The following is a 21,229-nucleotide window of genomic DNA, read 5'->3' as shown; positions in this document are numbered from 1 at the left end:
AGTGTTTTTCTTGATGCTTCGGCTTACTCCGTCACAAGACCGTAAATAAGGACCGGTGGCACTGCTTGATCGCTTATGCGAATATTTTCATAAATTTTTGCTATTATATGTTCAATATTTTGTCTGTTTGAATGAATAGTAACTAAGGATTCACCCGCTTTAACGGAATCACCAATTTTCTTGTTAAGCATAAGACCAACGGCAAGATCAATTTCCGAATCTTTTGTCGCCCTGCCTGCGCCTAGCAACATTGCAGCAGTACCGATCTCATCTGCTACGATTTCCGAGACAACTCCATCCACCTTGGCGGGCACTTCGATTAAATAGGCTGCTTGCGGCAATTTCTCCGGATGATCCACTACAGTCGGGTCGCCGCCTTGGTTAGCAATAAATTGTTTGAATTTGTCCAATGCTTTTCCATTGCGAATAACTTCCTTCAGCATTTCCTCCGCTTCTTCAAGGGAGCTTGCCTTATTCGCCAAATAAACCATCTGCCTGCCCAAAGCGAGACAAAGCTCCTCCAAGTCCTTCGGCCCCTTACCCTGCAGAGTATCGATAGCTTCTTTGACTTCCAACGCGTTGCCAATGGCAAAGCCAAGCGGCTGGCTCATATCAGAAATAACCGCCATCGTCTTGCGACCGACATTGTTCCCGATACTTACCATGGCATGCGCCAATTCCTTAGCGTCTTCCACGGTTTTCATAAACGCACCGGCACCGGTTTTCACATCTAATACGATCGCATCCGAGCCCGCGGCAATTTTCTTACTCATAATGGAGCTGGCGATAAGAGGAATGGAATCTACTGTTGCAGTTACATCACGAAGTGCGTATAACTTTTTATCAGCTGGCGTAAGATTTCCAGACTGACCTACTATTGCAATTTTATCCTTATTCACCAAGCTTACGAACTCATCCTTGCCAATCTCAACATGGAAACCTTCGATAGCTTCTAATTTATCGATTGTACCGCCGGTATGACCGAGCCCGCGTCCTGACATCTTCGCTACTGGAATATCGAGAGCCGCAACGAGAGGCGCTAATACAAGCGTCGTTGTGTCGCCTACCCCGCCAGTGGAATGCTTGTCCACTTTAACCCCTTCAATTGCGGATAAATCAATGGTATCTCCTGAATTGACAATTGCCATCGTCAAATCAGCTCGTTCCCTCTCCGTCATGTCTTGAAAGAAAATCGCCATTGCCCATGCGCTTATCTGATAATCAGGAATTTCATCCTTCGTATAACCTTCTATAATGAAATTGATTTCTTCAGTCGTCAGTTCTTCTCCGTCACGCTTCTTCTCAATTAGATCCACCATTCTCATTATAGTGCCTCCTCACTAGTTACAGTTTCAAGAGCAACTTCCATCATATCGTTGAAGGTAGTTTGTCTCTCTTCTGATGTCGTTTCCTCGCCAGTCAATAAATGATCACTTACGGTTAGAATGGTTAAAGCATTGACGCCATATTTCGCAGCTAACGTGTAGAGAGCTGTTGTTTCCATTTCAACGCCTAAAACACCATGCTCCATCAGCTTTTGTACCACAGATTTGTCATCACGATAGAACGTATCTGATGTAAACACATTGCCCACATGCAGCTTCAAGCCCTTTGCCACACCCCGCTCATAAGCTGCTTTTAACAGCTTGAAGCTAGCAATAGGTGAAAAATCATAATTAGCAAAAACATGACGATTCACACTAGAATCCGTACAGACTGCCTGTGCTAAAATAACTTCACGAACATGTACGCTCTCCTGCATTGCGCCGCAAGTACCTACCCGAACCAGGTTTTTCACACCATATTCTTGAATAAGCTCGTTCACATAAATACTGATTGATGGAATACCCATACCCGTTCCTTGCACAGATATACGTTTTCCTTTATAAGTACCAGTAAAACCTAACATGCCCCGTACCTGATTGTAGCAAATGACATCCTCTAAATAGGTTTCCGCGATAAATTTTGCTCGCAACGGATCTCCTGGCAACAAAATAGTTTCAGCAATTTCACCTTGCTTAGCTTCGATATGCACGCTCATCGTATCTCTCCTTCTACTCCGCTATTTCAGCTCCGACAAAAAGCTCGTACCGTACTGTGGCATTTTAACGCCAAAATTGTCTGCAATCGTTGCACCAATGTCTGCAAAAGTTCCCCGTAAAGGAAGCTCTTGGCCTCCCTGCTTGAAACGCGGTGAATAGGCAAGCAGCGGCACATATTCACGAGTATGGTCCGTTCCGCTATAGGTTGGATCATTTCCATGATCTGCAGTAATTAGAAGAAGATCATTTTCCGTCATTTTAGCGAACACTTCCGGTAAACGAGTATCATAGTTCTCTAACGCTTCTCCGTAGCCCTTAGGATCGCGGCGGTGCCCATATAACGCGTCGAAATCTACTAGGTTTATAAAGCTTAGACCAGTAAATGAATCATCAAAGACAGATATAAATTTATCCATCCCGTCTGAATTCGAGTTCGTTCGGATAGCTTTGGTCACACCTTCACCATCATAAATATCAGAAATTTTCCCTAATGCTATAACATCAAAGCCCGCATCCTTCAGTTCATTCATGACCGTAGGGCCGAAAGGCTTCAACGCGTAGTCATGGCGGTTGGAGGTCCGTTCAAAGTGACCAGGTTCGCCGATAAAGGGACGCGCGATTATTCTTCCAAGCATATAGGGATCCTCAAGCGTTATATCTCGACAGAATTCACAAATTTCATATAGCTCTTTTAATGGGACAATATCCTCATGAGCAGCAATTTGAAGCACGGAATCTGAAGAAGTATAAATAATTAACGCGCCTGTTCTCACATGCTCTTCCCCGAGCTCTTTAATAATTTCAGTGCCGCTGGCAGGCTTATTTCCGATTACTTTCCGGCCGGTTTTCTCTTCAATCTGAGCTATTAATTCAGCAGGAAAACCGTTCTCGAAAACACGGAAAGGAGTATCGATATAAAGACCCATTATCTCCCAATGACCGGTCATCGTATCTTTGCCGCTTGATGTTTCCTGCATCTTTGTATAATAAGCAAGAGGTTTCTTCGCTATCGGCACTCCAGCAATTTCTTTAATATTGGACAATCCGAGCTTTGCCATGTTTGGCATCGCGAGACCGCCTAAATCACGGGCAATATGCCCTAGCGTATCGACGTCGAAATCTCCAAATTCAGCAGCGTCCGGCGCTTCTCCAATACCTACTGAGTCCATGACGATAAGATGTATTCGTTCAAATTCAGCCATCTTGATTAATCTCTCCCTTTTGTATGGTTTAGTCCTAAATAAATAGTCCAGCTATTGTGGCAGACAGGACGCTAACCAAGGTTGCACCATACAGCAATTTCAAGCCAAAGCGTGCTACTTCATTTCCTTGTTTTTCATGCAGTCCTTTTACAGCACCGGATATGATGCCGATTGAGGAGAAGTTCGCAAATGAAACAAGGAACACCGAAACAATCCCAATTGTTCTTGCAGATAGTTCCTGATGCTTACCTAATTCTAGCATAGCGACAAATTCATTGGAAACCAGCTTAGTTGCCATGATACTTCCGGCTTCAACAGCTTCATGCCATGGAATGCCCATTACAAAAGCAATCGGTGCGAAAATATATCCAAGGAGCTGTTGAAACGAAATGCCGAATATTCCGCTAAAGAGCCCATTAATCAGTGCGATTAATGCTACAAAACCAATCAACATCGCCGCTACGATAATGGCCACTTTGAATCCATCCATTATATATTCGCCAAGCATCTCGAAGAATGATTGCTTTTCATCCGTCTGTACGGTCAAAATATCTTCTTCTTTACTGACGGTGTAAGGGTTGAGGATTGAAGCTATAATGAAGCCGCCAAACAGATTAAGCACAAGCGCCGTTACGACATATTTGGGATCAATAATTTGCATATAAGATCCGATAATCGACATCGACACCGTAGACATAGCGGAAGCGCACAATGTATATAGACGCTGCCGAGACAGCAAGCCAATTTGTTTCTTTACAGAAATGAATACTTCAGATTGACCTAGTATAGCTGAAGCTACCGCATTATAGGACTCCAGTTTTCCCATTCCGTTTACTTTGCTCAAACCTAGTCCAATATATTTAATAATGAACGGCATGACTTTAATGTACTGCAAAATACCAATTAACGCTGAAATGAACACAATGGGCAGTAATACGGATATAAAGAATGAAAATTGTCCTTCATTTAAAATGCCGCCAAATACAAAGTTGATTCCTTCACCGGCATAGGTCAGCAATTTTCCGAACAAATCAGAAAAACCTTTAATTAGGAAAGCTCCAGCAGTCGTATTTAATAGCGCGAAGGCTAAAACGACCTGCAGAAAGATCATTATGATCAAAGGACGATAGCGAATTTTTCTTTTGTTGTTGCTGGCGATGTAAGAAAGGCCAAAAACAATTAGCAAGCCAAGTATAGTAATTAGATATTGCATTGCTAGTCCTCCTTGTAATTCGTGATGTCTTGAAATATCGGATTACTATAGAGCGCTTACAAAAATGATAGTTTACGAGGCTATTACTCCTTTATCCTTGATTGTATTTAACATTGCTGTTCCAATATGAAACAGCAATGCGGTCAACTAGACAATTAATATGAAGAGTCCGATTCTTGGCCTTGCATTATTTTCACGCCAGAGCTTGCACCCACTCTAGATGCGCCTGCAGAAATCATGTTGTTCATATCTTGAAGAGTACGGATACCTCCAGAGGCTTTAACTCCCAGCTTATCTCCAACCGTTTTACGCATAAGCGCTACATCTTCAGCAGTCGCTCCACCCGTTGAAAAACCGGTTGATGTTTTGACAAAGTCTGCGCCAGCTTTAGCTGCTAACTGGCATGCAATCACTTTTTCTTCATCTGTTAATAGACTCGTTTCAATAATAACCTTAACAAGTGCTTTCTCGTCAGCTGCCTGGACAACCGCTTGAATATCTTTCTCGACAAGCTTATGATCGCCGTCTTTCAAAGCACCGATGTTAATAACCATATCAACCTCAGTTGCTCCGTTTAAAATTGCGTTTTTTGCTTCAAATGCTTTCGTATCGCTTGTAGATGCTCCAAGTGGGAACCCAATGACTGTACAAACCTTAACCTTGCTTCCAGCTAAACGTTCTGCCGCATATGCCACCCAGGTTGGATTTACGCAAACCGAAGCAAATTCGTATTTTAACGCTTCATCTGTTAATTTTGTAAGCTCAGCTTTTGTAGCATCGGCGCGCAAAAGCGTATGGTCGATCATATTGGACAAATTTATCATGTTCATTTCATCCTCCTCTTATGCGATTCAACATTTTCATGCCTATAATAACACGACCTTGAACATATGTAAAACATCATTTGAAATTTTGTTCATATATATTATTTCCTATTCCAACAAAAAAATTCTGCCGTATAAGCTACAGCAGAATTGGATTTAAGTTAGCAATGCTAACGCGGTAAACTGATCCGTTATTAAAATATTTGCGTATCTACCCGCTAGTGCGGCTTGGATGGCTTCAAGCTTACGCTGGCCGCCAGCAACAAGAATCGACTTTTCCTTTTTTCGTAATTCAGCAAGATCTAGCCCTACGGTACGATTATTAATCTCTTCACTGCAGATGTTTCCTTCCGCGTCGAAAAACCGTGAACAAATATCCCCTGCTCCTGTTCGCTGCAGAAGCTCTTGCTCTTCCTCATTAAAGTAACCTAATTGGAAAAGCAGCGCGTCTTCTTTCAAAGTTCCCACCGTGAATACAGCGATGTTAGCTTGTTTCCCCAGCTCGATTATGCGCCCAATATGACGGTCCTCCTCCACCACTTGCTTGACTTCGATACGATCAAATATAACAGGCAATGGCAAATGCCTTGCGACCGTCTGAAATGCAGCAGCAAATAAATTAACAATTTCCGCAGCGTATGTACTCACCTGAGAGTGGCTAACGCCACCTTTCAGTTGAACAACCTCCACTCCCTTTACCGATTTCGGTTGCAATTGAAGAGCCACCGCATGCATAGTCGTCCCCCATGTAACACCGATAATATCTCCATCCAAGACAGTATCGTTAAGGAAACGAGCCGCTGCTTTGCTAATATGCTTTTTGATTTCTTCATGTTCATTGCGCGGTGAAACACATAGCTGGACCGTGTCCAGCTTGTACCTCTTCTTCAGCTCTTTTGCTAAAATATCCAAGTCCTCGCGGGGATCCATAATTTCAATCTTTACATAGCCTTGCTCTTTCGCGTATTGAAGCAATCGTGATACCGTTGGCCTCGACATTCCCAGCTGGGTAGAAATCTGCTGCTGACTATAATCCGCTTGGTAATACAGCCTTGCCGCTTCAATACTTAGGCGCTGTTTTTCATTATCCACTTTAATCAACCCACTTATTTTTATTTATCTTATTAATTTCTTCTTCACTTTTTTTAGTATCATATAGAAGAAAGAAAAGGCTGGCGCAGGATCATTGATACTCCATATTGCCGGAGCTTTCTTAGCAAAAAGAGACTTTACTATCGTTATTCTGCTCAATTGCTTCGTTTTAATATATTGTCTTGCTGCAAGCATATCCTCAAACATATAGCTAAAAAAGATACCCGTATCATGTTGAATGGCATGCCTTCCAATTTCTTTTCCCGTAAGCTCGTTATAGGCTAAAAGAGGAAAATTTATTCCACATTTCTCAAGAAGAATATTAAGAGTGGTTGTCCTAGCATTCACTTCTATTAAGTAAAACTTCCCCGTCTTCTCATCTTTCCATTGCAACTGTGTGAATATGATTTGAGCCAAGACATCTTATAACACTTAGACCTATAAAATAATTTGAACCGAGAATAACTGCCTTATTATTCATAAAACGACTCCCTCGCCCGCTTAACAATCGGCTTTCTCCATACGACAAACTCTTCCATTAATAATAACTCAGTGACGCCATTAGAGAAAACAATAATTTCATAGCAAAAAAGCATAGCCAGCGGCTGCGCCTTTTTGTTATATCTTTTTCTAATCTATTATTGCTCTTTGCCTAGAAAGCGCCAGAAATTACGATTCAACATATCGTCCAAGTCTCTCTTAATTTCTTCTTCTGTAACCTGCCAGCCACTTAGAAGCAGTTTCTCGTATTTGTCAGCGAGTACGTTACCAATAATTTTTCTGGAATGCTCCCATTTGTAAATCAACTGCTCGAAGACGCGACAGTCGGAGTGCTGTGGAATCATGGAAGTACCTAGCAGCTCTATCCGGAATCTTGTCATTTCTTCTACCATAGATTCGATGTGCAAGAACCACCAGCAGCCGAAAATCATTAAGTTGCGGAACTTACGAGCAAGAACGGTCAGCTCATGCTGGTTCTCTCTTGCCAGCATCGTAATGAGAAACTTCTGATCCGGATAACGACGACATAATGCTTCAACTGATGAAACATCAGACAGCATACTCATATCGCCTGCCAAGCCTAATCCTGGGTTCACTCTTCGGCGAACGCCGATCATAAGTGCAAACGGAATATTTTGCTCTTGGCATACTGGAACCATAACATCATCAATCATTTTGCTTCGATGATCTTCAGCTGGGTACTTAAAGTCACCAGGCATTGAAACGGCAAGGTAAAGGGCATCCATACGGACGATCCATTCTGTCAGAAAACGTCGTGTCTCTTCTTGCGTACGTTCCGTCCACTCCAATTGTACATCATAACCAAGGCTTTGAAGCTCTTTTACAGCATGAGGCCAGTCATTCAGCAACGTATCTACCCGAAGCGCAGCATAAAAACGAGGATCTGATTTTCCGTTTCCTGACAGCCAGACTGGACGCTCAATAGGATCAAACGGGTCGTTTGTCATTACGATTTTTTCAATACCAGCAATTTGCATGACCGTATCGACTTGTTCTTGTACAGTACGTTTCTCCAATTCCTTGCGATAATCATCAAGATTACGCGAGGATACGTCCAGTCCAAGACGTTTAAGAATCGTAATGAAACCGCTAGCTGCCTCACTTACTGGAGAATGGTCAATAAATAATGCTTTCCAAATCCAATCTGCTTGCTCACGTTTCGACATCGACCAGAAATGAGAGTATTCTTCCTCAGACCATCTGAATGATTCTGAAATCAAATAATGATAGGTTAATAGTTCATCAATACCCCACAATAGCAATTCCCCAAATTCAGGGGCATATAAATGCGTATGCATATCAGTGACAGGCATGCTGAGAGCCAAGCGTTCAACTGTTTGTCTAAGATCAGTCAAGCTTATATCCATTTGAGTTTTCATTATCATTTCTCCTTTTTTTAGTTATTCTATTGAAAGTGAAAGCTGAGTAGGATACGTTTACCCTCTCTAAACCCGACTCATTCCAAAAGGCTAGTGTGCATCACAAAATAACAACGTTGTTAAAAAAGTCTGGAAAGACTCTTTCTAAAAAACTTATCTCATATTCAAAATGATATAGGCAGTAGTAAGTATTTCGTTCTACTCTTAAAATGGGCCATTCAAACTATTAACTGCATTTGTGATTGTTCATTGCAAACGAACAGCAGGTTACGGACTCAGATTCCGTTATTCGTGAATTTTAATGTCAATCAGGACAGTCGCGGACCAGAGCGCTCTTATTTCCATTGACTGGAGGCATATTTAACCCTCTTTTCACAAATAACGGATCTGCGGTCCGCCAGCTTCCTCAAATAGGCGTAATGTTCACAAATAAAGTCTCCTGTTTCCGCCAACTTATTATCAAGGCTCGCATAGCTTCAATGGTTTCAATGGTTTCAATGGTTTCAATGGTTTCAATTATTGCACCTAAGCCAGTCAAAAACAGAAGGATGAACGTACTAGTGTAATTGGATGAATCTAATTGCTGGGTTAGCTCGATTTGAGAACTCTCTCCTGCAAATTAGCTGCAAACCCTGAAACTAATTCGGCTCAATTCCCATGATGATTCCCATTAGTTTCACAGTATGAACGTATTTCGCTCGCTTAACAAAAAGGTGACTCTAGTCGGTTAGACGTTTATATACTTCGCGATAAACGGTCTCTAGCGGTACACCAAATGAGCGTGCAGCTTGAGCTGCATCCTCAAATTCTGGAGATTGGCGAATGATTCTCTCTCCATCAATGGCCTGCTTCACTTTTATTGTTCCGTAAGCCGTTTCAACCTGAATCCACTGCCGTTCAAGCGCTCTGCGCTGCCAATTGCTTCTACGAACACCAAAGGTTGACGTTTCCGCCAGCAGTGCTTCTTCACAGCGATCGCTATTAGCCGGTTGACATAATACGGTTATAAGTACACCAGGACGATTTTTTTTCATATAAACCGGAGTGTAGTATACATCGAGCGCACCTGCTTCGAACAGCTTCTCCATCGCATAGCCAAGCGTCTCACCCGTTGAATCGTCCACTTGCGCCTCTAAAACAACAATTGTCTCTTGCTGTTTGTTTGTCTGCTCCTGCTGAAAAAGTATGGCTCTGATGACATTCGGGTGATCAAAATTTTTGGTTCCAGCGCCATATCCAATTCGATCAATTGTCCCTGCTGGCAATGTGCCAAATCCAGAAGCAAGAGCCTTCACAATGCCCGCCCCAGTTGGCGTAGTCAGCTCGCCTTGAGCGGTGAATGGAGACAACGGTACTCCGCGAAGCAGCTCTGCGGTCGCTGGAGCAGGGATCGGATATAATCCATGAGCCATACGAAGCCTGCCTGTACCAGTTGGTACGGGCGAGACAATGATTTGTCCGACACTAAGACTTTCAAGTGCTAAACAAACTCCGATTACATCTAAAATCGAATCCATAGCTCCCACTTCGTGAAAATGAACATCAGCCGGATCCATTCCATGGATTTTCCCTTCCGCCTTTGCAATCAAATGAAAGATTGCCAAGCTGCGTTCCTTGACACGATCCGGCAGACTTGAGCTTTCGATCATATGAATAATGTCGGAAGCTTTCCTATGCACATGTGAAAGGTTACTTATTCCATGTGAATGACCATGGGTGTGATCGTGGCTGTGATCATGGCTGTGACCATGATTGTGTTCATGACTATGATCATGGCTGTGCCCATGGCTATGATCATGACTGTGTCCATGATTGTGTTCATGACTGTGTTCATGACTGTGTTCATGGCTGTGTTCATGGCTATGATCATGACTATGACCATGGCTATGTTCATGACTATGATCATGGCTGTGACCATGATTGTGTTCATGACTATGACCATGTTTGTGGTCATGACTATGACCATGATTGTGGTCATGACTGTGTTCATGACTGTGACCATGACTATAACCATGGCTGTGGTTATGACTGTGTTCATGGCTGTGATCATGGCTGTGATCATGGCTGTGACCATGATTGTGTTCATGACTGTGGTCATGACTATGATCATGACTGTGACTGTGATCATGAGCTAGCACTGCATGTTCAAATTTCAGCTTCAGCCATTTGGCCGTAATGCCTCTGCGATCCACCTCTACAAATTCCATCGTAAATGGATCGATCGGCAGTTTGGCTAGATGTCTTATTATATATTCTGGGTCAGCGCCTAAGTCTACCAGTGCGGAAAGTGCCATATCTCCCGCGATTCCTGAAATACAATCCAAATAGATCGTTCTCATGCTAAGTACCCTCCGCTACCAGTTGTAATATCATTGCAGCTTGAAATCCTGCTCCAAAGCCATTATCGATGTTGACAACCGTAACGCCAGCAGCGCAAGAGGTCATCATAGCAAGAAGCGTTGTAATACCTTGCAAGTTGGCTCCGTATCCCACAGACGTAGGTACGGCAATAACCGGTCTGCGTACAAGTCCACCCACTACACTTACCAAGGCGCCCTCCATGCCAGCAACGCCAATTACAACAGAGGCTTCCCTGATCCGATCCTTTTGACTTAGCAGACGATCGATCCCTGCAACACCGACATCAAAGATGCGATCAACCTCGCACCCCATCCATTCAGCGGTTCCTGCCGCTTCCTCTGCCACAGGAATATCCGATGTACCTCCAGTTAATACAGCAACTTTCCCTGGAAGCTTTCGCGATGACTGACCTATGGAGATGAGGCGAGACGCTTCATCATAACGTGCCTCTGGATACCTTCTGGCAACTCGTTCCGCCATCTCGACAGTTGCTCTTGTGACTAGTGCTCTTCCATGCACCTCTACCAGTCGAGAGAAGATCGTTTCAACCTGATCAGCGGTCTTACCCAGACCAAATACTACTTCTGGATGACCTGTTCGTTCATTTCGACCTACATCAAGCTTGCAGAATCCTAGATCCTCAAACTCATTCATATAGCTGTGCCTCCACGTTCAAGCACTTTATTCATACTGCCGCTGCGATAACCGGAAAGATCCATTGCTACATAAATATAACCCAGCTCTTTCAGCTTCTCTGATATGCTCGGGGCTTGACTGATAAGCTGTTCCATTTCCTTAGGCTCAACTTCGATTCTAGCAATATCGCCATGGCTTCTCACTCTCACTTGGCCAAAGCCGAGTGAACGAATATAACGCTCGGATTCTCCAACACGTCCAAGCTTCTCTATGGTTATCGTCTCGCCATAAGCAATCCTTGAGGAAAGACAAGCGAATGAAGGCTTATCCCAAGTTGGAAGGCCATGCTCACGAGAAAGATCGCGAATTTCTTCTTTAAAAAGACCAGCTTCCTGCAAAGGCCCGCGAACTCCTCGTTCTTTTGCCGCTTGAACCCCTGGTCTATGCTCATTCATGTCATCCGCTATAAGACCATATACGATATGACGATAAGTCCCATCCTTCACGAACGGTTCCAAATGCTCGAACAAGCTTTTTTTACAAAAATAACAACGGTTTGCATTATTCTCTTTATAGCCAGGAATGCTTAATTCGGACGTTTCAATAACTTTATGAATCGCTCCAAGACTTTTGGCGAGCTTAATGGCTTCCTCAAGCTCTTCGGTCGGGTACGTTTCTGAATCAGCCGTAACTGCCAAGACACGCTCGCTTCCAAGTGTCTTTATTGCAGCATCAAGTAGAAAAGTGCTGTCGACTCCCCCCGAGAATGCTACTACAACGGATTCCATATCTAATAAAATCGCTTGCAGCTTGCTATATTTATCATGCATTGAAATCCCTCCTTTCAGCTAAATAGACTCTTAGCATTCACCGAGGCAAATGGGACAACTGTTTCCTTGAACCATCCAATTTGCCTGCCTCCTACATTCATAGGGGACGGGCTTTTTTTTAAAGTAGCCACAATCCCAATTGAAATTATAATTGGTGTATAAGTTGAATTCCTTCATCTATCAGAGTTGATGTTAGTGAAGTGAACAACTTTGGTCGAATTTCATCCGAATGTGAGGATAATCTCAGTAAGACTGAGGTTAGGTTCACTATTTTAAAAGCATCGGTTTACCGTATTTCGAATTAGTGAAGCAAACCTCACTAGCGATGAAGCTACCCTCATGCCGAATGAGGTTTACCTCACAATACAGAACAATTCACCCTGCATGATTGTCATTAATGAGATTAGCCTCACTAAACAGTGAGTTTCCCTCATTACCTCATTACCGCCTTACCCCTGTTCAATAACAAAAGGCCACTGGTGGTATATTCGAGGAAAATAAAGGGAAATTAGATCCTATTAGATCTATTAAAGCTATTAAAGCTATTAAACTTATTAAACCTATTCAGATATCGCCTGCTGCAGCTCCGTAATTTCTTTCATTGGCTCTTTCAATCGATCATATAAACTTAAATATAAAGGAAGCAATTGTTGATAGCGCTTATGATTTGCCGCATTCGGTTCATAGAAGCTGCCCCCTGTTTCCTTCCACCTGAGCAGAGGTCCGCTGCAGCCTTCCATTGCATAAATACCAAGCTGTGCCGCTCCAAGACCAGAGCTTTCTACAGATTCAGGCACCCGAACAGTTACACCCAGCATGTCAGCCATCATTTGGCACCATACTGAAGAACGAGCAAAGCCTCCAGATGCGCGAACTTCCTTCGGATTTCTTCCAGCTTCCTTCATTAAAGAGACAATAGCCGCAACTTGGAACAAAACACCCTCTAATGCAGCGCGAAGCATATCGGACTCATTATGAGCCAAAGTCAGTCCAAACATGACGCCTTTAGCTTGAGCATCCCAGAAAGGAGCTCGCTCTCCTGATAATAGCGGCAGAAAGAGTAAACCGTTCGAGCCTGCTGGTACTGAAGCAGCAAGAGGAATGACCTCTTCTAAAGGTTTCCCGGGAAATAGACGATCCGAAATCCAGCTAGCTACGATAGCTCCATTGTTCGAAGGACCACCTACTATCCAGTGATCTTTCGTCAATGCATAGCAGAACAACCGCCCCTCTGGGTCCAAGATTGGCTGACTAACCGAGGTTCTAACAGCGCTGCTCGTGCCAATGGTCACGGCAACCACACCCTCCTCAATCGCCCCAATACCCAGATTGGCCAGAACTCCGTCCTGTGCCCCAACAATAAATGGCGTATCCACATCAAGACCCATATACTCAGCCGCTGCTTTATTCAACCCTTCGATTCGTTCGGTAGTCGGAACTAGTCTCGGCAGCTGATCTTCAGAAATACCTGCTAGCAGCAATGCGTCGCTATCCCAACTTAACGATTCCAAGTTGAATAATCCGGTAGCACTCGCAATGGAATAATCCATAACCATAATACCGAATAGCTTATTTAAAATATATTCCTTTATACCGATGACATGCTTAGCCGCGTTGAATAGATCAGGACGCTGCTCCTTCATCCAAATCAGCTTCACCAGCGGAGACATCGGATGAATAGGTGTTCCTGTTCGTAAATAGACAGGTAATCCAGTACCATCCTTCAACAATCTGTCAGCCTGTTCAGCACTGCGCTGATCCGCCCAAGTAATGCTCGGAGTGAGCGGTTCCTCGTTATCATCCAGAAGAATTAAGCTGTGGTTAGCTGAACTAAAGGTAACACACCATATATCTTCAGCTTTCCAAGCGCCTTTCTTCATAAGATTGGCTACAGCGTCTAATACAGCAGCGTATATAACATCCGGGTCCTGCTCTGCGTAGCCAGGACTTGGAGTGTGCAGCGGATAAGGTATGGAATGGCTGTCATGAATTTTCCCTGTAGGATCGACAGCGAGTGACTTCAAGCTTGTCGTCCCAATATCTATAGCTATTATAATCTTTGTTTCGATACTCATTTTGGCAAATATCCTTCCTCGTCGAACTTCCACTCATATGGTCCTTCCAAAATTTCAATACGCGGATTGCTTTTTGCTTCCTCAAGCAGCGCTTCAGAAATTTCAATCGTTCCAAGATGCAAAGTATCGCGAATACGAATCAGCTTGCAAGTTGTATAGTCCAAAATATTGCAGGTTTTGATCGCAGCTTTGATAGCATCGCGGTCATTCGCAAGTGTTGTCGCTTGTTTCGTTGGTGCACAAACGGTAGATGTCAGTCCATTCGCATAGGTGCTAGGCCAATCCGTCTTGCTAACCAAGCGGCTTGTCGTGAAATCTGCAGTTCCTACTCCATTGGCATTCCCCTGAGATTCCGGTGTCAAATCGAGAACGACCATTTTATTAACCTCAGGCCCCCCATGTGCATAAGGCGTTGGGTATCGGCCTGTAATATTCGGATCGGCTCCATCTCCGCTAATATTTTTACCAATATAATCAATAACGAGTACATCCAATTCAGAGAATAAAATTTGCGGCAGGCGGCTCTTCGCCTCAACTAGCAGCTCCTTCTCTCTTTCCTCCATATTATCAGTACTTAGAACCTCTATACGACAGATTTGGTCGTATGCATTCTCAACTACAGCTACGCCAAATTGAATCGGCAGCTTGTCGATCATAACTCGAGCCATTGCCGGTACGTTCTCAGCCATATATTTAAAGCCTAGCTGATGACACGCCTCCGCCCCCTTTTGCTTGCCAAGTCCAATAGAAATCATCTTGAGCATGCCGCTCTCAATCGTCCCACGGAAAGCAGTATGCGGCTTGATACGATTAATAACGATAATAGCGTCAGCCTCTGTAGCTGCGATTTTATCACAATAAATCGGCAGGCCGTTCGGTAGACGGTCTAGCTCGACAACCTCCATCGATGAACGAACCGGGCAGCCCATGCGCGCCTCGTCGATACCAAGATGAGCAAGAACTTCAGTTTGGCCTTCTGCTGTAGCTCCTCCATGACTACCCATACAAGGCACAATGAAAGGCTCCGCGCTGTTTCTCTTCAGCTCATCGATAAGTGTCCTTGTCAGCTCATCAATTCGGGAAATACCGCGGCTGCCAACAGCTACCGCTACCTTCTGCCCGGCTGTAATTTCAGACATCCTACTAGAGGAGCGCAGCCCATTAATCAATTCTCCAATCGGGTCTGCTAATATTGTATCATCAAACGACTGCCTAATCTTTACAAGTTTTGGCACCGGAATGTTCTCAACTAGTTTGGTTAGTATATCGCTCATATTGTCATTGCTCCAAATCCGCCATCTACTCTTAAAAAAGTACCGGTTACAAACGAAGAAGCCTTTGGTGAAGCTAAGTAAACAACCGCGCCCTTAAGCTCATCAGGATTTCCGAATCGGTCCATTGGAGTATGCTTCATGATCGATTCAACTCGGTCTGGAGATAGAATCTTTTTATTTTGCTCGGCTGGGAAAAAGCCTGGAATAATCGCGTTAACTCTTACTTTGTCTGGAGCAAACTCACGAGCCAAAAACTGAGTTATACTATTAACACCAGATTTTGATGCCGAATATGTAAATACTTTGGATAGTGGTGGTGCAGATGATACGGAAGATATATTAATAATGGAACCGCCGTTGCCTTGCTCAATCATCTTTTTACCAAAAACCTGACATGCGAGTACTACGCTTTTCAGGTTAACATCCATAATTCGATCCCATTCATCCATTTCCAATTCAAAAAACGGTGTCGTACTATTTGTTCCTGATGCATTAATAAGAGTGTCTACTCGTCCGCCCCATTGCAGCACTTGGTCTAGTACAGATTCTAGCTCATCTTTTTTGGTAGCGTCCGCCTGGAAAGAGATCGCTGTACCGCCGTTCCCGACAATTTGCTCACATACCAATTTGGCTTTCTCCATATCTCGACCAACGATGGCCACCTTTGAACCCGCTTCCGCAAGCGCAGCCGCCATCGAACTGCCCAGCACACCATTACCTCCGATAACAACGGATACCGTATCTTGTAAGTTAAACATCAGCAATCACTCTCCCACCAAATTAACAACGTTGTTATTTAGATGATATACGAATATAATAACACTGTCCACTCAAAAATTGTGTCGCTTTCATTAAAGAAATAAGTATACTAAATAAGGCGAACGATTTACGCCAATACTCGTAAATGTTCTTTCCGGAGGGGAAAAATGGTAACGATCAAAGATATCGCAGAGCGGGCAGGTGTAAGCTTTTCAACCGTCTCCAAGGCTCTTAGAGATAGTCCGCTAGTACAAAATAAAACGAAACAGCTTATCCTTGCAATCGCTAAGGAAATGGGTTACCAGCCTAACATCGCGGCCCGAAGTCTCGTCTCTAGAAAAAGTGGCGCAATTGGCATTGTGTGGCCATCCATCGAACGAGCCGCCCTTTCCTCCCTTCTTACAAAGCTAAACGAAGAGCTCGAAAATCTTGGCTATGTCACAATACTTTCTATAAGCAATGTTGAATCAGCAATTGAAATCTTTCGCCGCTACCAAGTAGACGCGATTCTCGTATTCGGTGACAGAGACAATATTCCCAGCTATACGGACTTAAATCCAATGAAAATACCAATTCTTACTTATGGTGCTGCCAGCTATTCGCCATTTTCCGCAGTGGACGTGAACCGCGGTCAAGCCATTCGTTTAGCCGTCCGTCATTTAGTTAAATTGGGGCATACACGTATCGCCTACATAGGAGAACCCAAGTCGCATGATCCTTTGCAGGCAGTTAAGATCGAAGCATTCCGAGAGGAGCTCATCCATTTAGGACATCACTTTGAGAGCAATTCCGTTCTTCAAATGAATGGTTTAGAATTTCATGATGGTTATGCTGCCGCTCGCAGCATGCTGGAACGACCCATTCGTCCGACTGCTGTGATCAGCGGTGGTATCGATTTGACACGCGGCATCCTTAGAGCGATCAGTGAGCAAGGTCTTGTTGTTCCACAGCATATGTCAGTCGTCAGTTATGATAATCTGCCTCAGATGGAGGAACTTGAAATCCCGATGACGATCGTTGGTGTTGCTATATCCTCAATAACATCTGTTATTGCAAAAACGATCATTGAACTTGTTGAAGAACCTAATTCAATTAAGATTGTCCATTTAGAGCCGGAGCTTGTTATCCGTTCTTCCACCTCTAAGGTGCCTGAACACTAGCGTAAACGGCTGACACTGTCCTTGCAGCAAAAGCAATCGTTTCGCGGTGAAATATATCTGAGTATAAGGTTGGAACTTATACTTTCCTATATTATTTAAAAAAGAAAAGGTAATTCTCCACATTATACGTAAAGAATTACCTTTTCTTTTATGATGAGTAAATAAAGATTTTACAAGTGACTTTTGAATTGAACGATAATCACTTGACATTCTGCCTCGGAAAGCTGTTTCTCGTCGGTTTTAACGCTTTTTCATCAAACCTTAATGCCATATGCAGACCCTAATTTTTTACCCGCGATCAGATAGGCTTTTGCACTTCTTTGCAATTCTGTTTCTTCACTGTATGTTGTAAAATCAACACTCGTCTTCTGAAAAATACGCTGTTCAGCTTCTCTTGACTCCATATCCATTTTATATATACGAAAATGCTTTTGAAATTGTAAAATATTCGAATTCGGTTTTAATATTTCACTCAGGTTCGGGAATAGCAGCCATGAATGACAAATGAAAACTGGACTAATTTCTTTAAAAAATGTTTTGGCTTGCTCGAAGGATTCCTCCACCTTGAGCGCGTTTAACGGCTCGCCCGCTGGAATATGAACATTAAGTACAATTTGATTTTTAATTATCCGCTTGCCCTCTACTTCTACATCACAATCCATGACTCTGGGCTGAAACTGAATTCTGCCCAGTCTAAAAATTTTAAGCAGCACATGCTCTTTGAGCCAGTTATATTCTTGGATACCGTATTCGCCAAACTCCCGCTTGCACTCTAAACACCATATTTGAATGTCCGTGAAAGTATCAAAGTAAATACGGTCTTCAATGCCTCTTATTTGATACTGTTCATAGCTATCAACAGCAAACCTAACAAATAAGTATAAAAAAAGCTGCCTGTACTCATCTGATTGCTTTACCCGTTCAAAAAAAGATTGCTGATTCTCGTAAAAATGACTTTTATAGTTTTCATAAGCATCTTCACTCATAGGATATCGGTTCAATAGTAGCCAAGCATCCGGATTAAGCTGTATACCCTCGCAAAATCGCTGTATATTCATACTCCACGATCCTCCATCGTATGCTTATCGGGATATCCATTTTCCGTTTGTAAAATCAGGAATTGCCACTGGCTGGCCACCTAATGCAATCGAATCTTCAGACAACGTAGAAATGCTCATCCAAGAAGCCATATCATAAACATCAAGTGGTGTTTCGGTTCCCTGCTTTACACTTTCGAAGAAGTCAGCGAATACAAGCCAATCGATTCCGTCATGACCGCCCTTTACGCCATCCGCCAAATATTTTTTCCATATCGGATGATCGTACTGCTCTCTAAACTGTTCAACATTACCCCATTTATCATTCCAATTGTGGTGGAATGCATCATGCTCCCCATCTATAAAAATTGAACGATTGTCCTCAGCATACATAGCTTTTGTTCCTCTAACCGTAAACCCTCTTGAATAGTATCTAGGCAAAGTAGTATCAAGAGTGATCGTAATTGTCTCTCCATGTGCACATTTGATTATCGTTGTAATAATATCACCCTGCAAAAAATCGGTATTCATCAATTCTTTATCTTCACTCTTTTTATTTTTAATGTACTCACTCATCCCTTTTGATTTTGAAGCCATTGACACGAGAGAGACCATTCTGTTGCCACGATTTATATTGAGAATCTGGGCAATTGGCCCAATTTCATGTGTAGGATAATTTTCACAATTACGGTTAATATAATTTCTTAATCGATAATGCCTATCTTCTTTTCCATTAGCAATTTCTGATCTCAGATCATGATGATAACCGCCGGAAGCGTGTACAACTTCACCAAACACACCTTGTTTCACCATATTCAGAACCATAAGCTCATCTCTGCCATAGCAGCAGTTTTCCATGATCATGCACGGCACTTTAGTTCTTTCATACGCTTCTACCAGTCTCCAGCATTCCTGAATAGAATACGCTCCGCCTACTTCGCTGGCTACATATTTACCGGCTTCCATCGCTGCCACAGCAATATTGATATGTTCTTCCCAAGATGCTCCAATAACAACGGCATCTATATCTGCAATAGCCAATAGCTCTCTATAGTTTTCTGTAATGAATGGCCGAATCCCCCGTGCCTTTTCAACCAAATCTGCGGCATTCTCACGCCGATCTTGATATAAATCACACACAGCTACTACATCTACATCATCATTTGTCAATATAACAGCTGATAGTAATCCGGTTCCGCGCCCACCAAGACCAACTATCCCAATTCTTACTTTAGATTTCACTTTAGCTTCCATTACAGCCTCCATTATAATCGTAGTTTTATAGCTATATTTTATAAGAATTTATCGAGGAATGATTTAGCCATAAAAGCTATTATTTGGACAATTCCGATATATTAAAATCAAGAAGAATCAACGGAACCAGAAGTGAATAACGTTATTTACTACTATTTATCGATAGAGAATTCGAAGGCTTTATAAACCTCAGCGCCAACGCAACAAAGATGAACTCCGCAGTCATGCCGATCGATTGCGCCCAAGCCCCAATGGTTCCATTCCATTCAGGCGACATGCTAATACATACAAGCAGTGTGATTAAGGTAGTGCTGAAATTGGCGATTTGAGAGCCTACAATTAGCTTCGTCTGCCCCCGCACAAATACAAGTCCGTTCAATACGTCTAGCCAAGGCATAACAAGGGCAAACAGCACAAACGCTTGCAGCACTCGAATGCTCTCCGCCTGCAGCCGTCCATGAACCCCGATCACATGTTCTAACAAAAAAACACCTGCAGGTGTGAAGGCGATTAATCCCATTAATAGGGCGGGAACGAATCCAAGCATTAAAGTAAATTTCCGAACTGCAGCTGGGTCGATCCGATAAAAATTGATTACAATTTGATGAAAATAACTGAAAAAACTGCTCAGCAGCATAACTAGACTAGCTGCGATTGCAAAGGAAGAAATAGCTAATTGAGCGTCCCATGTCTTTCCCAGCATGGCATTAATAGCTGGTCCGATCCATACTGAAATAAACGAAGAAAAGAGTAAGGGCTTGTAAAAAGAAAATACTTGCCGTTTGCTTTCGATCGGATGATCCTCCAGCTTGTCCGGCATCTTGCGGACCAGCAAACGTCCCTCAGCAAAGCTGACTGCCGCTTCAATCATCATTCCGAACAGAAAAATTACAGCGCCAACAACTCCGCTAGTAACCCCTGTATGAACAAAATAAAGAGAGAGCACATACATGCCGGCCAGCCGGACCGCCATGCCGATGGTTAGCCATTTCGTTCGTAAATTATAAATGATGACCCCTTGATAAAGGCAGCGAATACCGGAAAATAAGCTTACGAACATGAGCACCTTATAGACTCGAATGACATCCTGAACGTTGTCTTCGCTGACTCCGAACACACCTTGGAAAATGAATGTGCCAAACGGTGTATAACTAATAATAAAACCCATAATCATAATGCTGGCAAATACAATCTGTGCCACTGTGAGCGTCGATTTAAATGATTGTTTGTCCCGAACGAGTGTGGAGCAGGTTTGTCGCAGCAGCACAGCTGGCCGTTCCGTAATAGCAAGCAGACTCATCGCAATGGCATAACTCGCGATAATGCGTTCGGGATCTGCGGCTCGGCTTAATGTGCTGTTGATAATGACATGTGAAATAGTAACTAAACTCGCTGAAATACCTAGCGGTAGAAAGAAAGCCCAAAGCCTTTTCATGCTTACTGATTGTCTCTCTGGTTGAGCTAATGGTAGATTCATAGCTGCGGCTCCTTCAAAGCATCCGTCTCATAATCTTCTGTATTTGATTTATCGTTCAATTATAGCTCCGTTTATTGTTAATGCCTATACAC

The 21,229-nt window shown here is 43.1% G+C and carries 18 protein-coding genes; 1 reads left to right on the top strand and 17 read right to left on the bottom strand.

All coding sequences use genetic code 11. The features are described 5' to 3' along the window. Positions 1 to 23: 23 nt before the first annotated feature. The 14 genes from AC0YN7_RS01530 to AC0YN7_RS01465 form a co-directional block, all read right to left on the bottom strand. The gene (locus AC0YN7_RS01530; RefSeq protein ID WP_475808181.1) at positions 24 to 1,325 is read right to left on the bottom strand and encodes a pyrimidine-nucleoside phosphorylase; all 1,302 of its coding nucleotides are present in this window, start codon (positions 1,323 to 1,325) and stop codon (positions 24 to 26) included. Beyond that, positions 1,325 to 2,041: a purine-nucleoside phosphorylase gene (gene deoD / locus AC0YN7_RS01525; RefSeq protein ID WP_475808180.1), complete on the bottom strand. Its 717-nt coding sequence runs from the start codon at positions 2,039 to 2,041 to the stop codon at positions 1,325 to 1,327. Before deoD ends, AC0YN7_RS01530 begins: the two co-directional genes overlap by 1 nt. A 21-nt stretch (positions 2,042 to 2,062) precedes the next feature. Continuing rightward, positions 2,063 to 3,244 carry a phosphopentomutase gene (gene deoB / locus AC0YN7_RS01520; RefSeq protein ID WP_475808179.1) on the bottom strand — a complete coding sequence of 394 codons (1,182 nt, stop codon included), beginning with the start codon at positions 3,242 to 3,244 and terminating at the stop codon, positions 2,063 to 2,065. Positions 3,245 to 3,278: 34 nt separating this feature from the next. Then, complete coding sequence (locus AC0YN7_RS01515; protein WP_475808178.1) at positions 3,279 to 4,457, bottom strand: NupC/NupG family nucleoside CNT transporter; 1,179 nt, start codon at positions 4,455 to 4,457, stop codon at positions 3,279 to 3,281. 155 nt (positions 4,458 to 4,612) lie between these two features. Next, a complete protein-coding gene (deoC, locus tag AC0YN7_RS01510) occupies positions 4,613 to 5,278 on the bottom strand; it encodes a deoxyribose-phosphate aldolase (RefSeq protein ID WP_475808478.1) in 666 nt (221 codons plus the stop codon). A gap of 159 nt (positions 5,279 to 5,437) precedes the next feature. Next, complete coding sequence (locus tag AC0YN7_RS01505; protein ID WP_475808177.1) at positions 5,438 to 6,373, bottom strand: sugar-binding transcriptional regulator; 936 nt, start codon at positions 6,371 to 6,373, stop codon at positions 5,438 to 5,440. A 24-nt stretch (positions 6,374 to 6,397) separates the two neighbouring features. Then, a complete protein-coding gene (locus AC0YN7_RS01500; protein WP_475808176.1) occupies positions 6,398 to 6,790 on the bottom strand; it encodes a hypothetical protein in 393 nt (130 codons plus the stop codon). A gap of 221 nt (positions 6,791 to 7,011) precedes the next feature. Then, positions 7,012 to 8,274, bottom strand: a complete 1,263-nt coding sequence (locus tag AC0YN7_RS01495; RefSeq protein WP_475808175.1) for a glucuronate isomerase — start codon at positions 8,272 to 8,274, stop codon at positions 7,012 to 7,014. 719 nt (positions 8,275 to 8,993) lie between these two features. Further along, a complete protein-coding gene (gene larC, locus AC0YN7_RS01490; RefSeq protein WP_475808174.1) occupies positions 8,994 to 10,613 on the bottom strand; it encodes a nickel pincer cofactor biosynthesis protein LarC in 1,620 nt (539 codons plus the stop codon). Between the two features lies 1 nt (position 10,614). After that, entirely contained in the window at positions 10,615 to 11,289 is a 675-nt protein-coding gene (gene larB, locus AC0YN7_RS01485) for a nickel pincer cofactor biosynthesis protein LarB (RefSeq protein WP_475808173.1), read from the bottom strand. Continuing rightward, on the bottom strand, positions 11,286 to 12,101 hold the full coding sequence (gene larE / locus AC0YN7_RS01480; protein ID WP_475808172.1) for an ATP-dependent sacrificial sulfur transferase LarE: 816 nt from the start codon (positions 12,099 to 12,101) through the stop codon (positions 11,286 to 11,288). The genes larB and larE overlap by 4 nt, the downstream gene beginning before the upstream one ends. Positions 12,102 to 12,661: 560 nt before the next feature. Then, positions 12,662 to 14,176 carry a gluconokinase gene (locus AC0YN7_RS01475; RefSeq protein WP_475808171.1) on the bottom strand — a complete coding sequence of 505 codons (1,515 nt, stop codon included), beginning with the start codon at positions 14,174 to 14,176 and terminating at the stop codon, positions 12,662 to 12,664. Beyond that, positions 14,173 to 15,450 carry a nickel pincer cofactor-dependent isomerase, group 22 gene (locus tag AC0YN7_RS01470; RefSeq protein ID WP_475808170.1) on the bottom strand — a complete coding sequence of 426 codons (1,278 nt, stop codon included), beginning with the start codon at positions 15,448 to 15,450 and terminating at the stop codon, positions 14,173 to 14,175. The genes AC0YN7_RS01475 and AC0YN7_RS01470 overlap by 4 nt, the downstream gene beginning before the upstream one ends. Further along, positions 15,447 to 16,208 carry an SDR family oxidoreductase gene (locus AC0YN7_RS01465; protein ID WP_475808169.1) on the bottom strand — a complete coding sequence of 254 codons (762 nt, stop codon included), beginning with the start codon at positions 16,206 to 16,208 and terminating at the stop codon, positions 15,447 to 15,449. The genes AC0YN7_RS01470 and AC0YN7_RS01465 overlap by 4 nt, the downstream gene beginning before the upstream one ends. Positions 16,209 to 16,376: 168 nt before the next feature. Between AC0YN7_RS01465 and AC0YN7_RS01460 the strand changes: the two genes are divergently transcribed. Further along, on the top strand, positions 16,377 to 17,369 hold the full coding sequence (locus AC0YN7_RS01460; protein ID WP_475808168.1) for a LacI family DNA-binding transcriptional regulator: 993 nt from the start codon (positions 16,377 to 16,379) through the stop codon (positions 17,367 to 17,369). Positions 17,370 to 17,623: 254 nt separating this feature from the next. Here AC0YN7_RS01460 and AC0YN7_RS01455 read toward each other — a convergent pair whose 3' ends face one another. The 3 genes from AC0YN7_RS01455 to AC0YN7_RS01445 form a co-directional block, all read right to left on the bottom strand. Then, complete coding sequence (locus AC0YN7_RS01455) at positions 17,624 to 18,427, bottom strand: acyltransferase domain-containing protein (protein WP_475808167.1); 804 nt, start codon at positions 18,425 to 18,427, stop codon at positions 17,624 to 17,626. Positions 18,428 to 18,451: 24 nt separating this feature from the next. Next, positions 18,452 to 19,660 (bottom strand): Gfo/Idh/MocA family protein, encoded by a 1,209-nt coding sequence (locus tag AC0YN7_RS01450; protein WP_475808166.1) that lies wholly within the window; start codon positions 19,658 to 19,660, stop codon positions 18,452 to 18,454. Between the two features lie 142 nt (positions 19,661 to 19,802). Then, on the bottom strand, positions 19,803 to 21,137 hold the full coding sequence (locus AC0YN7_RS01445; protein ID WP_475808165.1) for a multi antimicrobial extrusion protein MatE: 1,335 nt from the start codon (positions 21,135 to 21,137) through the stop codon (positions 19,803 to 19,805). Positions 21,138 to 21,229 lie beyond the last annotated feature (92 nt).

This window comes from Paenibacillus sp. J31R122 (assembly GCF_056269185.1).
Note: the sequence above shows the minus strand (reverse complement) of the source record. Positions and strands in the feature narration are given on the sequence as shown.